Raw genomic sequence first — 14,329 nt, 5'->3', positions numbered from 1 at the left:
CGAAACCGGAATCTTGCCGACGCAAGGGAGTGAGCCGCAGGCCGACAGCCCTGTGCCGCCGCAGGGCTGGCGACCGGCTTCCGCCTCCAAGGCATCACAACAATCGCAGCCGGCCGCGCCGCAGACACCGATCAAGCCGCCTTCTTCCGCCACACGCATGGAAGTCGTCAGCCAGCAGAGCTTCCCGGCGCCGGCGCAAAACCCGATCGGCCAGACGGCGTCGGCGCTGGTTGAGGTGCTTGCCTCGGACAACGGCGTTCAGCAGGCTTTCGCAAGCGCCTCGGCAGGCTCCCAGACGACCAATTCTGTTGCCGTTCCGACACACGTGCTCAAGATCGAGCTCCACCCTGCGGAGCTCGGGGTGGTCACCGCCAGCCTGCGGCTATCGGGCGAGCAACTTTCGATTGAGATGAAGCCGGAGACGCACGAGGCATATCGCCGTCTCACCACCGACAGCGATGCCATCGTCAAGTCGATGCGCAGCCTCGGCTTCGACGTCGACAAGGTCACCATCCTGCAACCTTCGATAGCAGCGCATGCGGCGAGCCGCACGGACGCCAACAGCGCCATGCCGATGTCGACAGGTCGCGACCAGCCTTCGTTCCAGCCCGGGAACTCGGGTGGCAACGGCGCGGGCGGCGGCCGGCAACCGGGAAGGAACGACAGCAATGGCGCACAGGAATTTGCTCGCCCGGCTTCGCCTCTTCGCGAGGGCGCTGGCGACGATATGTATATCTAGCCTGGCGGCCGGTGGCGCGAGCGCCGCCACAAATCCCTGCGAGCCGGAGATCCTGCGCGCCGCGGATCGCTATGGCGTGCCGGCCGGCATTCTCTATGCGGTCGGCCTGACAGAGACCGGAAAGAAAGGCAGCCTTCAACCTAATGCCTTGAATATAGAGGGAAAAGCTGTGTTCCCGCGCAGCCGTGATGAAGCTCTCGTCACCTTCGAGAATGCCCGCCGCGAAGGCAAGACATTGATCGACCTCGGCTGCATGCAGATCAACCAGCACTATCACGGCGACCATTTCCGCAGCGTCGAGGACATGCTCGACCCGCATCAGAACGTCGACTATGCCGCACGCTTCCTGGCCGCCCTGCACGCACGGCACATGACCTGGTCGCTGGCCGTCGCCCGCTACCATGCCGGCCCCGACAACGACCCGGCTCAGAAGGTCTATGTCTGCCGCGTCATCGCCAACATGGTCGCCACCGGCTTCGGCAAATGGACGCCGAATGCCAGCACATTTTGCAATCAATAGTTGCATATCCCTGAATGCCGGTCGGCCGTCGCCAGCATGTCCGCCAGCGCCAATATTCATCCCGCAACAGCCGGCGCGAATACACTTGCACAATCGCTTTTATTACGGCTCCCAAAAAAACTCCCAAGAAAATAGCTACAAGAAATGATGGTTTTTCAGGATTCGCCGACCCGGCTACCCCTTTCCCCACGGGGCAAATGAATTGATTCGGAGGGCGGGCCGATGATCGTGATCGTTGACGAGCGGGAGCTCGTGACAGAGGGCTACTCTTCACTTTTCGATCGCGAGGGCGTGGCCACGGCCGGTTTCGCGCCAGGCGAATTCGGCGAATGGGTGAACTCCGCCGCCGACACCGATCTCAGATCCGTCAGGGCCTTTCTCATCGGCGACTGCCGCGAGGGCGCAATATCGGCGCGCCAGATCCGCGACCGGACCGGCGCACCGGTGATCGCGCTCAGCGAACATCACTCGCTCGAACATACGCTGCGCCTGTTCGAGAGCGGCGTCGACGATGTCGTCCGCAAGCCTGTCCATATCCGCGAGATTCTCGCCCGCATCACCGCCATTCGCCGCCGCGGCTCCGAAGAGGCCGCCTACACCGAAGTCGGCTCGATGCGCATCTTCATGGACGGCCGCGATCCGGAGATCGACGGCGAGCCGCTGCCGCTGCCGCGGCGCGAGCGGCGCATCCTGGAATATCTGGCCAGCAACCGCGGCCGGCGCGTGACCAAGACGCAGGTCTTCAACGCCATCTACGGCATCTTCGACGAAGAGGTCGAGGAGAATGTGGTGGAGAGCCACATCTCGAAGCTACGCAAGAAGCTGCGTGAGAAGCTCGGCCACGACCCGATCGATTCCAAGCGGTTCCTCGGCTACCGGCTGGTGTTTTGATGGCCGTCCTAGAGCATGATCCCGAACCGAAGGTCAGCGAAAGCAAAAAGTGGGAAGCGGTTTTCGGACCAAGATCATGCTCCAACAAAGAGTTTGGGCGTGATGGCGATTCAACGAAACGCCATCACGTCCAAGGCACATCCCGCGCCAGCCTCGCGCAAGACACGAGGCATAGTTTTGTGGCCTCCTACCCAGGCACTGCGGAGATCCATCGATGAGCCTCTACGGAATGATGCGGACCGGCGTTTCCGGTATGAACGCGCAGGCCAACCGCTTGTCCACGGTGGCCGACAACATCGCCAACTCCGACACCACCGGCTACAAGCGCTCTTCGGCCGAATTCTCGTCCCTGATCATGCCCGGCACCGGCGGCGCCTATAATTCCGGCGGCGTGACGACGACGATCCGCTCCGCCGTCAGCACCCAGGGCGTCATGACCTACACCACTTCGGTGTCGGATCTTGCCGTCAACGGCGACGGCTTCTTCGTCGTGCAGGACGCCGGCGGCACGCCCTACCTCACCCGCGCCGGCTCCTTCGTTCCGGATGCGCAAGGCCGGCTGGTCAATGCCGCGGGCTACCAGCTCATGGCCTACGATTACGCCAATGGCGATCCGGCGGCGACCGCCAACGGTTTCGAGGGCCTGGTGCCGGTGCAGATCTCCGACCAGGAAATGACGGCGACGCCGAGCACGAGCGGAATATTCAGCGGCAATCTGCCGGCAGGCGCCACTCCGGTCGCGGCCGGCAGTCTGCCCTCCACCAACAGCGCGACCGCCCAGTACACGTCGAAAACCTCGCTGGTCGCCTACGACAATCTCGGCAACAAGAAGCTGCTCGACGTCTATTTCACCAACACCGGCGCCGGCACCTGGCAGGTCGCGGTCTTCGACCAGTCGAAGGCGACCCCGGGCACCTCGTTCCCCTATACGGGGGGCATGCTGGGATCGGCCAACCTCACCTTCGACACCACCACCGGCAAGCTCACCGGCGCGACCACGGGCGTCTCCTTCACCGTTCCGGGCGGCCAGACCCTCAACCTCGATCTCTCCAAGCTGACCCAGCTCGGCACCGGCTTCACCGTCGCCGACGCCAAGGTCAACGGCAACGCGCCGAGCTCTATCCAGAAGGTGCAGATCGGCCAGGACGGCGTCATCTACGCGCAGTTCGCGGACGGCTCGACCAAGGCGCTTTACAAGATCCCGCTTGCCGATGTTCAGAGTCCCGACAACCTCACCGCCATGCCCGGCAACGTCTATGTGCAGAGCACCGATTCCGGCGCGGTCCATATCGGCTTTGCCAATGAGGGCAAGCTCGGCTCCATCGTCTCCGGAGCGCTTGAAAATTCCAACGTCGATATCGCCGAGGAATTGACCAACATGATCGCGGCGCAGCGCAGCTACACCGCCAATTCCAAGGTCTTCCAGACCGGTTCGGACCTGATGGACGTCCTCGTCAACCTGAAGAGATAACCGACGGGCGCCGCCCGTGAAAGATCAGCATGTCGCTTTCCTCCGCACTAAGCATTGCCCAGTCGGCGCTTCTGGCCACCTCCAAGCAGACCAGCGTCGTATCGCGCAATGTGGCCGATGCCTCGAACCCGGACTATACCCGCCGCATCGCCGTGGTGACCAGCACGGCGCCCGGCGCCAGAATGGTGGAAATCCAGCGTACCGCCAATGATCTGCTGTTTCGGCAGAACCTCCAGGCGCTGTCGGCATGGAGCGGCCAAAGCGCGCTTTACGACGGCATGGATCAGCTCGATCTGTCGGTCAACGGGGTCGACAACGCGTCATCGCCCTCGACGGCGATCGCCAACCTGCAGAAAGCCCTGCAGCTCTACGCCACAACGCCGTCGAACCAGAACCTTGGCACCAGCGTCGTCGACGCCGCCAAGCAGGTGGTGAATTCGCTGAACAGCGGCACCAAGGCGATCCAGGATTTTCGCACCCAGGCGGACAGCCAGATCGCCACCGCCGTTAACGATCTCAACTCGCTGCTCAGCCAGTTCCAGGACGCCAACAGGGCCGTCATCTCGGGCACACGCTCGGGCACGGACGTATCCGACGCGCTCGACCAGCGCGACGCGCTTTTGAAGAAGATATCGGAATATGTCCCGGTCTCGACCTTCACGCGCGGCGACAACGACATGGTCATCACCACCAAGGACGGCACGACGCTGTTCGAGACCGTGCCGCGCTCGGTGACCTTCACGCCGTCGTCCGGCTATTCGGCCGGCACGCCCGGCAACACGATCTATATCGACAACGTGCCGGTTTCCGCGGGCACCGGCGACAACACCACCGCCGATGGCAAGCTTGCGGGCCTGTTGAAGCTGCGCGACGGCGTCGCCTCGACCATGCAGAGCCAGCTCGACGAAATCGCGCGCGGCCTGATCACGGCATTTGCCGAGACCGCGCCGTCGCAGCCCAACGCGACCGGCCTGTTCACATGGCCCGGCGCGCCGGCAATTCCGCCCGCCGGCACCCTGGTCGACGGCCTCGCCGGGTCGATCAGCGTCAACGCCGCCTTTGATCCGAGCGCCGGCGGCAATCCCGCGCTGCTGCGCGACGGCGGCGCCAACGGCGTGGCCTATGTCGCCAACACCGGCGGCGGCGCATCCTATGCGGACCTGCTGATCGGTTACGGCAACAAGCTGGATCAGCCGATGGCCTTCGATACGTCCACCGGCATTGCCGTCAGCTCCGGCGTCTCCGACTATGCGGCCAACGCCATCGGCTGGTTCGAAGGCGTGCGCCAGCAGGCTTCGACCAATGCCGACAACAAGCAGGCGCTGGCCGCACGCACGGCCGAGGCGCTGTCCAACGACACCGGGGTCAATATCGATCAGGAGATGTCCCTGCTTCTCGACCTCGAGCACACCTATCAGGCATCGGCGCATATGATGAAGACGGTAGGCGACATGCTGGATTCCCTGTTGGCGGCGGTGGGATAATTCATGAAAGCGACAGGCGTTTCCTCGGCTGCCATATCCAACGCGCTGCGCTACCAGCAGGCGAAGATGCAGGCGGAGCTCATCAAGGCGACCAAGGAATCACAGACCGGCACGGTCGCCGATATCGGCCTGGCGCTCGGCAGCCGCACCACCCAGGCCGTCACCTTCCAGCGCGACCTCGACCGATTGAACGGCATTGTCGATTCCAACGCGCTCGTCACCGCGCGCCTGAAATCGACCCAGGATTCGCTCGGCCAGATCGCCAACAGCGCGCAGAGCTTTCTGTCCGCGCTGACCAGCGGCGTGTCGGGTGACTCCTCGACCAGCATCCTGCGGACCGCGGGCGCCTCGGCGCTGCAGCAGATGACGGGCATCCTCAACACCAGCGTCAACGGCGAATATCTGTTTGCCGGCACCAACACCGACGTCAAGCCGATCGACGATTTCAACGCCGCCGGCTCGCCGGCCAAGGCGGCGTTCGACGCCGCTTTCACCAGCTATTTCGGCTTTGCCCAGACCGACCCGGCTGCGGCCAACATCACTGCCGCGCAGATGGATAACTTCATCACCACGCAGGTCGAGCCGCAATTCCTGGGCTCCGGCTGGCAGGCCAACTGGTCGAGCGCCACCGACGAGCAGATCACCAGCCGCATTTCGCTCAACGAGACCACCCAGACCTCGGTCAGCGCCAACGACCAAGGCATCCGCAAGCTCGCCATGGCGGCCGCCATGGTCAGCGGCCTGATGACGGGCAGCATCAGCGAGGCCGCGCAGAACGCGGTCGTCAGCCGCGCCCAGGCACTGGTCGGTGAAGCCATCGGCGGCATCACCCAGATACGAGCCGAGACAGGTATTGCCCAGCAGCGGGTGTCCGACGCCAGCGACCGCATGAAGACCCAGGTCGACCTCTTCGAGAAGCACATTGTCGACCTCGAAGGCGTCGATCCGGCGGAAGCAGCAACCCGCGTCGCCGACCTGACACAGCATATCGAGACATCCTTTGCCTTGACCGCGCGTTTGCAGCAGCTCAGCCTGCTCAACTATCTGACTTGAACACGTAAACCGGAACGCCAGAGCGCCGACGATGTATCAATTCTCCTACGCCGACATCCAGACCGACTCCGTCGCCGACGCCAAGGACCGGGAGCGGCAGCTGCTCACCCGCTCGATCGACATGCTGGCGGCGGCGGCCGCGGTCGGCACCGACTCCATGGAGGCGGTCGAGGCGCTGCATTTCACCAACCGCATCTGGACCACTTTCGTCGAGGATCTCGGTTCCAGCGACAACGCGCTCCCCAAGGAGCTGCGCGCCAACCTGATCTCCATCGGCCTGTGGCTGCTGCGCGAGACCGAGGACATCCGCCAGGGCCGCACCAACAATTTCGAAGGATTGATCGAGGTCTCTCAGATCATCCGAGACGGCATCCAATGACCAACACGCTGAAGATCTCGCTGAAGCCTAACGAGAAGATCTACATCAACGGCGCTGTCATCCGCGTCGACCGCAAGGTCACTATCGAGCTGATGAACGATGTGCAGTTCCTGCTCGAAAGCCATGTGATCCAGGCCGACCAGGCCTCGACGCCGCTCAGGCAGCTCTATTTCATCGTGCAGATCATGCTGATCAACCCGGCGGGCGCCGCGGAGGCGCGCGACATGTTCCGCCGCTCGCTGCCGATGCTGATCGCGAGCTTCGAAAACCAGGACATCTGCAACCGCCTGAAGCAGATCGACCGCATGGTCGGCGAGAACGAGATCTACGAGGCGCTGAAGGCGATCCGCGCGCTCTATCCGCTCGAGCGCAAGGCGCTCGAAGGCACTGACGAGATTCCCGAAGCGCCCCGCGCACTGGCTGTAGGAGCATAAGATGGCTGTCGACATGACGACAACGATCCCGGTTGGCGCCAACCAGGCCAGCCAGCAGACCTCGAAGACGGCGGTGGACTACCAGTCGTTCCTGAAGCTCTTGATCGCCGAGATGAAGAACCAGGATCCGACCAAGCCGATGGATTCGACGCAATATGTCGCGCAGCTCGCCACCTTCTCCCAGGTCGAGCAGTCGGTGCAGACCAACACCAAGCTCGACCAGATCATGCAGTCATCGGCGCTCTCGCAGGCCGACGCGCTGATCGGCCGCTCGATCACCTCGGCCGACGGCAAGACCACCGGCACGGTGGCTTCGGTGACGCTCTCCAGCAACGGTCTGATCGCCGTGCTGCAGGATGGCACCAAGGTCCCGGTCGGCGCCGGCGTCTCGATCAAGCCGGCCAGCTAAAGCATGTCTCCCTAAAGTGGGAACCGGTTTCGGGATAAAGACGTGCGTAAAACCAAAGACCTAAAGCGCATGGAGCGAATCCGAAGGATCGCGGCGCGCTTTAGTCTGACCGCTGGGGATGTACCCGCATGAATGAGGCCGATGCCCTCGATATCGTCCAGTACGCGGTGTGGACGGTTCTCACCGCTTCCGCCCCCGTGGTGCTGGTGGCGATGGTGGTCGGCATCGGCATCGCCCTCATCCAGGCGCTGACCCAGATCCAGGAAATCACGCTGACCTTCGTGCCGAAGATCGTCGCCATCATGCTCGTGGTGGCGCTGACCGGCCCATTCATCGGCAGCCAGATATCGGCCTTCACCAACGTTATCTTCGAGCGCATCGAACACGGGTTCTGACGCAAAGCCGCGACAGGCGTATAGTGGCCTGTTCGCAAGGCGCGAGATCGCTTGCGGCGACGTTTGTTGCGGCTAGATTGTAGCCGTGCCGGCATCGGCCGGCCTCTTTGTCGCAAACGGCGATTCAAGAAGCGATGCATCAGGCAAGAACGGCCGGCGGGCCATGTGCGGAATAGCCGGCGTCTGGCGAAAGCGCGATCCGATCGGGAGCGGCGATCTTTCCGATGTCGCGCGCATGATGCGGGCATTGGCGCATCGCGGTCCCGACGACCACGGCAACTGGAACAACGCCCGCTTGGCGCTCGGGCATCGCCGGCTGACCATCATCGACCCCTCACCCGCCGCGCGCGAGCCGATGCTGACCGCATCCGGCAACGGCGTGCTGTGCTACAATGGCGAGGTCTATAATTTTCGCGCGCTACGCAAGACGCTGGAGGCGGAAGGCCTGACCTTCCGCACGGTGTCCGACACCGAAGTGGTGCTTCAGGCCCTGCATCACTGGGGCCCGCAGAAAGCGGTGCCGCTGTTCGACGGCATGTTCTCCTTCGCCTATTTCGATGCCCGCGACGGGGCCTTGTGGCTTGCCCGCGACAGGCTCGGCATCAAGCCATTGTCGGTCGCCGACACCGGCGAGTGCTTGCTGTTTGCCTCCGAGGACAAGGCGATTCTCGCCTGCCATGACTTTGCGCGCCGGATCGACACGCGCGAGCTGACATTGCGGCTGGCCTGGCAGAGCCGTGATTCCAGCTACAGCGTCTTCGACGGCATAGAGCGGCTGCCGCCCGCCGGTCTCTGGAAGATTACCGGCGATGGCATCGAGAAGCGCCGCTTCTGGCATGTCCTCGATGTGATCGAGACGGCGCGCATCGCCAAAGACAAGGTGTCCGACGCCGAGCACATGGCGACGCTCGAGAGGCTGCTGGAGGAGAGTGTCGAGCTGCATTGCATCGCCGATGCCAGCCTGGCCACCGCCTGCAGCGGCGGCGTCGATTCCGGCCTGATCACCGCGCTCGCCAAGCGCTTCAGGCCGGAGCTGCACGGCTATGTCATCGACCAGAAGCTCGGCCGCAGCGAGGCGTCCGATGCCGAGCGAACCGGCCGCCATGTCGGTGTCGGCCTGCGCCGGGTGCCTTTCGACAGGAACCGATTCCTTGAGCTCTGGCCGCGTGCGGTCTGGCATCTCGAGACCGACGGCTGGCATGCCAGCCACGCGGCGCTGCTGGCGCTTGCCGAGCAGTGCCGCGCCGACGGCGTCAAAGTGCTGCTCACCGGCGAGGGCTCCGACGAGCTTTTCGGCGGCTACAAATGGCAGGCATCGACAATGCGGCTCTGGCGCCGCTCCTGGCTGCAGCGCCTGTTCCGCTCGAAGGCCAGACGCGACCGCAAATTCGCCGAACTACGCCGCGCGCCGTTCCGCAACTCGATCGGCCGCGGCTCGCCCTCCGAGCGCAGCATGGCGCTCAGAGCCCTGTCGCCCGAGCTGAATTTCCTGCAGATGAAGCTGTTCGACAGGCTGGACGGGGTCACGCCGCTCGACGACCGCGCCTTCCTGGCAAGCTGCTTCTACGACCTCTACTCGCATCTGCAGGACCTGCTGCACAGGCATGACCGGCTGAGCATGGCGGCGTCCGTCGAGCTCAGGGTGCCGTTCATCGAGAACCGGCTGATCGACTTCGCCCTCCATCTGCCGCGCAGGCAAAAATACCGCGACGGCACCGGCAAATGGCTGCTCAAGAAGGTCGCCGAACGCCATCTGCCGCATGAAAACATTCGTGCGGCAAAGATCGGTTTCGACATGGCCGATGCATTTTCGGCCGGTACGCAAGGGCTGCTGCGCGGCGGTCTGCTGCGCGACGCGATGAAATGGTCGTCCTCCGAGTTGGACGACCTGATCGACATGGCAAGGGGCCAGGAAACGTCACGCCTGCGGCTCGTCGGCATGGAAATGCTGCTCAGGCTCTACATGCGCGGCGACACCACAGGCGACCTGACCGAGGCCTTGCACGCCGAGACGAGTGGCGAAAAATAGCCCGGGGTTGGTCCAGACCAGCGAGATGCTTGGTTTAAAGCTTCGCCGACGCATTTTCGCCTTTGCCATCCTGTTGTTGGGTCTCACTCTTTGGCGAGTCGCCGGCCTCTTCGGCGTGGCGTGCCTCAATAGTGGACGAAGGCCCAACGATGATCGACCACGAGCCGGAAAGCGAACGCGTCTCCGCGCTGGCGCCGTTCCGGCACGGCATATTCCGAGCCGTATGGGCGGCCAGCCTCGTGTCGAATTTCGGCGGCCTGATCCAGGGCGTCGGCGCCGCCTGGCTGATGACCACGATCGCCACCTCGTCCTACCAGGTGGCGCTGGTCCAGGCCTCGACCACCTTGCCGATCATGCTGTTCGCGCTGGTCGCCGGCGCCATCGCCGACAGCTTCAACCGCCGCAAAGTGATGCTGGTGGCACAGGCCTTCATGCTGGTCGTCTCGGCGCTGCTGACCTTGTCCACTTGGCAAGGCTGGATGACGCCGTGGACGCTGCTGGCCTTCACCTTCCTGATCGACAGCGGCACGGCGCTGAACAGCCCGTCATGGCAGGCTTCGGTCGGCGACATGGTGCCGCGCGCCAAGGTGCCGGCGGCGGTCGCGCTCAACTCGCTGGGCTTCAACATCACCCGAAGCGTTGGCCCGGCCATCGGCGGCGTCATCGTCGCCGCCGCGGGTGCCGCGGCCGCCTTCGCCGCCAACGCCATCAGCTATATCGGCCTGATCGTCGTGCTCGCCCGCTGGAAGCCGGCGCTGCCCGAGCAGACCCTGCCGCGCGAGTCACTGGGCGCGGCGATGGGAGCGGGCCTGCGCTATGTCGCCATGTCGCCCAACATCGCCAAGGTGCTGGTCCGAGGTTCGGCTTTCGGGTTCAGCGCCGGCGCGGTGCTGGCGCTGCTGCCGCTGGTGGCGCGCGACGTCCTCAAGGGCGATGCGCTGACCTACGGCATCATGCTCGGCGCCTTCGGCATCGGCGCGGTCGGCGGCGCGCTGATCAGTGTGCGATTGCGGCAGCTGCTTTCCAGCGAGGGGATGGTGCGCATGGCCTTTGCCGGCTTCGCGCTCTGCGCCCTCAACGCCGCGGTCAGCCACAATGGCTGGCAGACATCAGCGGGCCTGCTCATCGGCGGCGCCTGCTGGGTGATCGCGCTCTCGCATTTCAACGTCACCGTGCAGATGTCGACGCCGCGCTGGGTGGTCGGCCGCGTGCTGTCGATCTACCAGACGGCGACCTTCGGCGGCATCGCGCTGGGCAGCTGGATCTGGGGCGTCGTCGCCGACGCGCATGGGGCGGAGACCGCGCTGATCGCGGCGGCGATCGCCATGCTTGCCGGCGGTGCCATCGGCTTCGTCCTGCCGTTGCCGAAGCAGACGGTTCTCAACCTCGATCCGCTCAACCGCTTCAAGGAGCCGACGCTGTCGCTCGATCTCAAGCCGCGCAGCGGCCCGATCGCCGTCATGATCGAGTACATCATCCGCGAGGACGACGTGCCGGAATTCCTAACGACCATGGCAGAGCGCGGCCGCATCCGCCGCCGCGACGGCGCCCGCAACTGGACGCTCGCGCGGGATCTCGAAGATCCGTCGGTCTGGATCGAGCACTACCACACGCCGACCTGGGTCGAGTACATCCGCCACAACCGCCGCGCCACCCATGCCGACGCTGTGGTCGGCGAACGCATCCGCGCGCTGCACAGCGGCGAGAACCCGCCGCGCGTACGCCGCATGATCGAGCGCCCGACCACCGCTGGCACAGCGCTTGTCTCGCCTAAGGGGCCGATCGATCACTGATCTTCTGGCCGATCAATGGCCTGTGATGCTGTCGGCGAGGGCGGCCAGCCTTGACGTGTGGCCGAGCCCCGCCGCCTCGCGCTGGTCGGCGATGCGGTAGAGCTGATACATCGAATGCACGCCCAGCCAGCGGAACGGCTCCGGCTCCCAGGGCCGCACCTTGCGGTTGACCCAGGGCAGCCGCGTGAGTTCGGTATCCTGGCCAAGCACCAGATCGGTCAGCGTGCGCCCGGAGAGGTTTGAGCTCGACACGCCGAGCCCGACATAGCCGCCGGCCCAGCCGATGCGCGTCGCCGGGTCGAGCCCCACCGTCGTGCACCAGTCACGCGGCACGCCGAGCACGCCGCACCAGGCGTGATCGATGCGGCACCCCGCGGTCTGCGGCAACAGCGTGGTCAAGATCGTGTGCAGCTGGTCAATCGTTACCTGCTGTGTCTGGCCGTTGATGTCGGTGCGCGAGCCGTAGCGATAAGGCACGCCGCGCCCGCCCATGGTGATACGTCCTTCGCGTGTGCGCTGGGCATAGCAATAGGCATGCGCGGCATTGCCGAGCAGCTCGTGCCCCTGCCAACCGATCTTGTGCCAGAGCTCTTCCGGCAGCGGCTCGGTGACGATCTGCGCGCTGTTGAGCGCCAGCCAGGTCCGTTCTTCCCCTGGGATGCCGGCCGTGAACCCTTCGGTGGCGCGGATGATGATTTCGGCCCGCACCGTGCCGCGGTCCGTGGCCACGATGCCCTTGGCAATGGCGGTGACCGTTGTCTTCTCATAGATGGAAACGCCGAGACGCTCGACCGCCGCCGCGAGCCCGCGCACCAGCTTGGCCGGCTGCACGCGCGCCTGGCCGCGGATGACGAAGCCACCCATGACATTGCGGATGTTGATGCGCGCCCGTGTCGCCTCGGCGTCAAGCAGCTCGATCCGTTCGGGATCGGCATCCCAGGAGCGGGTCGTCTCGCATTCCTCGCGCACGCGCTCCAGCTGCGCCGGATTGGTGGCGACCGTCAGATTGTCGACGCGGCGGATATCGGCATCGATGCCCTCTTCCGTCGCCACCCGGATGACCTCGTCGACGCAGCCGGCCATCGCCTGCTGCATGGCGGTGACGCCCGGGCGTGTCGAGGTCTTCAGATATTTCTCGCGCGACCAGCCGAAACCGCCCGACAGCCAGCCGCCATTGCGCCCCGAGGCGCCGAAGCCGGCGAACTCCCGTTCGACGAGCACGATGCGCAGCGATGGCTTCGCCTTCTTCAGATAGTAGGCCGTCCAAAGCCCGGTATAGCCCGCGCCGACGATCGCGACATCCGCCTCGATGTCGCCTGGCAAAGGCGGACGCGGCGCGGGGATGGCGCCCAGATCCGCGTACCAGAACGAGATGTCGCCGTTGCGCTTGACTTGCATGATGGCTTCCAGGAGTGACGTCTTAGAGACCGTTTCGAAATTCGCTCCGGCGAGTCATATGGTGGTGGTTTCGAGAACCGGAGCGGAGCGGACATTCAGGTCCGTGAGCACCGGAAGCGCAGAAAACGCCATCAGATGGCCGGCGGAGTGGATTTTCCAAATGGCCTCTTATTGGCCGGGCTGTCGTTCGGGTCAACCTTCGCCCGACAGGTCGCGCCGCGCCTTGTCGAGTTCCTCGGCGTAGCGGCGCATCAGATGGCTTTCGGTGAGCAGGCCGAGAACGATGCGCTCGTCGAAATCCTCGACCACCGCCAGCTCTTCGGCGCCGGTGCGTTGGAAGGTCTCGGCCGCGGTCTGGACATTCATCGAGGGCACCAGCACCGCGTCCTTGAACTGGGCCAGCGCGCTCACCGGCGTCTCGCCGTCGGAGCGGTCGCTGTGCAGTTCCGGCACCAGCAGCATGCCGACATACTGGTCGGCATGCTCGACGGCGATGACGCGCTGCGCCGAGCCGAGCGGGACCTCCTTGCGGAATTCCGAGAGCGTGGTCGAGGCGGGAATGGTGCGGACGTCCTTGCGCATCATGGAGCCGACCGTGAGGCTGCGCATCCAGCCGACGTCATGGGCGCTGCGGATCGTCTCGCCGCGCAGATGGAAGCGCCAGGTCGAGAAGGAGTAGCCGAAGGTCTCGCGCACCAGGATCGCCGACATGATCGAGGCCGCCAGCACCACGCCGGTGAGCGTCAGGTCGCGGGTCGATTCCAGCGCCAGGAACGTCATGGTCAGCGGACCGCCGACGACGCCGACCGCCAGCGAGGTCATGCCGACGACGGCGGCTACCGCCGGGTCGATGCCCACCGACGGCGCGGTCATCGCCATGACGCCCGCGAAGACCTTGCCGAGCAGCGCGCCCAGGAACAGCGAGGCGAAGAACAGGCCGCCGCGGAAGCCCGAGCCGAGCGAGATGGCCGAAGCCGCCAGCTTCATCACGAAGACGCTCGCCACGACCGGAAGCGCGTAATTCATGGCGAACTCGCGGTGCAACGCGCCATGGCCGCTCGAAAGCACCTGCGGCGTGACCAGCCCGAGCAGACCGACGAAGATGCCGCCGATGAACGGCCTGACCGACGCGTCGATCGACAACCGCACGAAGACGCGCTCGACGATGCTGACCAGATGCATGATGGCGATCGAAGCCGCGCCGCCAAGCAGGCCCAGCAACAGGAACGGCACATACTCGCTGGCGGTCAAATTCGGCAAACCCGACAGTTCCAGCGGAAACGGCACGCCGCCGAACATTTCCGCCGTCAGCGAGGCGCAGATCGCCGCCGCCA

14 protein-coding genes are annotated in these 14,329 nt (G+C 64.8%); 12 read left to right on the top strand and 2 right to left on the bottom strand.

The window, feature by feature from the left end:
* The 12 genes from EOA24_RS10105 to EOA24_RS10050 all read left to right on the top strand — a co-directional run.
* On the top strand, window positions 1-739 hold a 739-nt coding region (locus EOA24_RS10105; RefSeq protein ID WP_133374486.1), incomplete at its 5' end, for a flagellar hook-length control protein FliK.
* Window positions 669-1,259 (top strand): transglycosylase SLT domain-containing protein, encoded by a 591-nt coding sequence (locus EOA24_RS10100; protein WP_126081514.1) that lies wholly within the window; start codon window positions 669-671, stop codon window positions 1,257-1,259. The genes EOA24_RS10105 and EOA24_RS10100, both read left to right, overlap by 71 nt.
* A 222-nt stretch (window positions 1,260-1,481) precedes the next feature.
* Window positions 1,482-2,150, top strand: a complete 669-nt coding sequence (locus EOA24_RS10095) for a response regulator transcription factor (protein WP_126081513.1) — start codon at window positions 1,482-1,484, stop codon at window positions 2,148-2,150.
* A gap of 214 nt (window positions 2,151-2,364) precedes the next feature.
* Window positions 2,365-3,621, top strand: a complete 1,257-nt coding sequence (locus EOA24_RS10090; RefSeq protein WP_126059611.1) for a flagellar hook protein FlgE — start codon at window positions 2,365-2,367, stop codon at window positions 3,619-3,621.
* Window positions 3,622-3,650: 29 nt separating this feature from the next.
* Window positions 3,651-5,105, top strand: coding sequence for a flagellar hook-associated protein FlgK (gene flgK / locus EOA24_RS10085; RefSeq protein WP_126081512.1), 1,455 nt, complete (start codon window positions 3,651-3,653; stop codon window positions 5,103-5,105).
* A 3-nt stretch (window positions 5,106-5,108) separates the two neighbouring features.
* Complete coding sequence (locus EOA24_RS10080; protein WP_126081511.1) at window positions 5,109-6,158, top strand: flagellar hook-associated family protein; 1,050 nt, start codon at window positions 5,109-5,111, stop codon at window positions 6,156-6,158.
* A 31-nt stretch (window positions 6,159-6,189) separates the two neighbouring features.
* Window positions 6,190-6,537 (top strand): flagellar biosynthesis regulator FlaF, encoded by a 348-nt coding sequence (gene flaF, locus EOA24_RS10075; protein WP_042640513.1) that lies wholly within the window; start codon window positions 6,190-6,192, stop codon window positions 6,535-6,537.
* On the top strand, window positions 6,534-6,971 hold the full coding sequence (flbT, locus tag EOA24_RS10070; protein ID WP_126081510.1) for a flagellar biosynthesis repressor FlbT: 438 nt from the start codon (window positions 6,534-6,536) through the stop codon (window positions 6,969-6,971). Before flaF ends, flbT begins: the two co-directional genes overlap by 4 nt.
* Before the next feature lies 1 nt (window position 6,972).
* The gene (flgD, locus tag EOA24_RS10065) at window positions 6,973-7,380 is read left to right on the top strand and encodes a flagellar hook assembly protein FlgD (protein WP_126059607.1); all 408 of its coding nucleotides are present in this window, start codon (window positions 6,973-6,975) and stop codon (window positions 7,378-7,380) included.
* 128 nt (window positions 7,381-7,508) lie between these two features.
* A complete protein-coding gene (gene fliQ / locus EOA24_RS10060) occupies window positions 7,509-7,775 on the top strand; it encodes a flagellar biosynthesis protein FliQ (RefSeq protein WP_040989996.1) in 267 nt (88 codons plus the stop codon).
* 163 nt (window positions 7,776-7,938) lie between these two features.
* On the top strand, window positions 7,939-9,804 hold the full coding sequence (gene asnB / locus EOA24_RS10055; RefSeq protein ID WP_126081509.1) for an asparagine synthase (glutamine-hydrolyzing): 1,866 nt from the start codon (window positions 7,939-7,941) through the stop codon (window positions 9,802-9,804).
* Window positions 9,805-9,953: 149 nt separating this feature from the next.
* Entirely contained in the window at window positions 9,954-11,597 is a 1,644-nt protein-coding gene (locus EOA24_RS10050; protein WP_126081508.1) for an MFS transporter, read from the top strand.
* Window positions 11,598-11,609: 12 nt separating this feature from the next.
* On the opposite strand, the gene EOA24_RS10045 is transcribed toward EOA24_RS10050, so the two are convergent.
* Both EOA24_RS10045 and EOA24_RS10040 read right to left on the bottom strand, forming a co-directional pair.
* Window positions 11,610-12,995: an FAD-binding oxidoreductase gene (locus tag EOA24_RS10045; protein WP_126081507.1), complete on the bottom strand. Its 1,386-nt coding sequence runs from the start codon at window positions 12,993-12,995 to the stop codon at window positions 11,610-11,612.
* 192 nt (window positions 12,996-13,187) lie between these two features.
* On the bottom strand, window positions 13,188-14,329 hold a 1,142-nt coding region (locus EOA24_RS10040), incomplete at its 5' end, for a chloride channel protein (protein ID WP_133374485.1).

Source organism: Mesorhizobium sp. M2A.F.Ca.ET.039.01.1.1 (assembly GCF_003998035.1).
GTDB lineage: Bacteria > Pseudomonadota > Alphaproteobacteria > Rhizobiales > Rhizobiaceae > Mesorhizobium.
Note: the sequence above shows the minus strand (reverse complement) of the source record. Positions and strands in the feature narration are given on the sequence as shown.

Coding starts and splice junctions, on each gene's coding strand:
- EOA24_RS10100 (WP_126081514.1), top strand. CDS start 669: ATGGCGCACAGGAATTTGCTCGCCCGGCTTCGCCTCTTCGCGAGGGCG.
- EOA24_RS10095 (WP_126081513.1), top strand. CDS start 1,482: ATGATCGTGATCGTTGACGAGCGGGAGCTCGTGACAGAGGGCTACTCT.
- EOA24_RS10090 (WP_126059611.1), top strand. CDS start 2,365: ATGAGCCTCTACGGAATGATGCGGACCGGCGTTTCCGGTATGAACGCG.
- flgK (WP_126081512.1), top strand. CDS start 3,651: ATGTCGCTTTCCTCCGCACTAAGCATTGCCCAGTCGGCGCTTCTGGCC.
- EOA24_RS10080 (WP_126081511.1), top strand. CDS start 5,109: ATGAAAGCGACAGGCGTTTCCTCGGCTGCCATATCCAACGCGCTGCGC.
- flaF (WP_042640513.1), top strand. CDS start 6,190: ATGTATCAATTCTCCTACGCCGACATCCAGACCGACTCCGTCGCCGAC.
- flbT (WP_126081510.1), top strand. CDS start 6,534: ATGACCAACACGCTGAAGATCTCGCTGAAGCCTAACGAGAAGATCTAC.
- flgD (WP_126059607.1), top strand. CDS start 6,973: ATGGCTGTCGACATGACGACAACGATCCCGGTTGGCGCCAACCAGGCC.
- fliQ (WP_040989996.1), top strand. CDS start 7,509: ATGAATGAGGCCGATGCCCTCGATATCGTCCAGTACGCGGTGTGGACG.
- asnB (WP_126081509.1), top strand. CDS start 7,939: ATGTGCGGAATAGCCGGCGTCTGGCGAAAGCGCGATCCGATCGGGAGC.
- EOA24_RS10050 (WP_126081508.1), top strand. CDS start 9,954: ATGATCGACCACGAGCCGGAAAGCGAACGCGTCTCCGCGCTGGCGCCG.
- EOA24_RS10045 (WP_126081507.1), bottom strand. CDS start 12,995: ATGCAAGTCAAGCGCAACGGCGACATCTCGTTCTGGTACGCGGATCTG.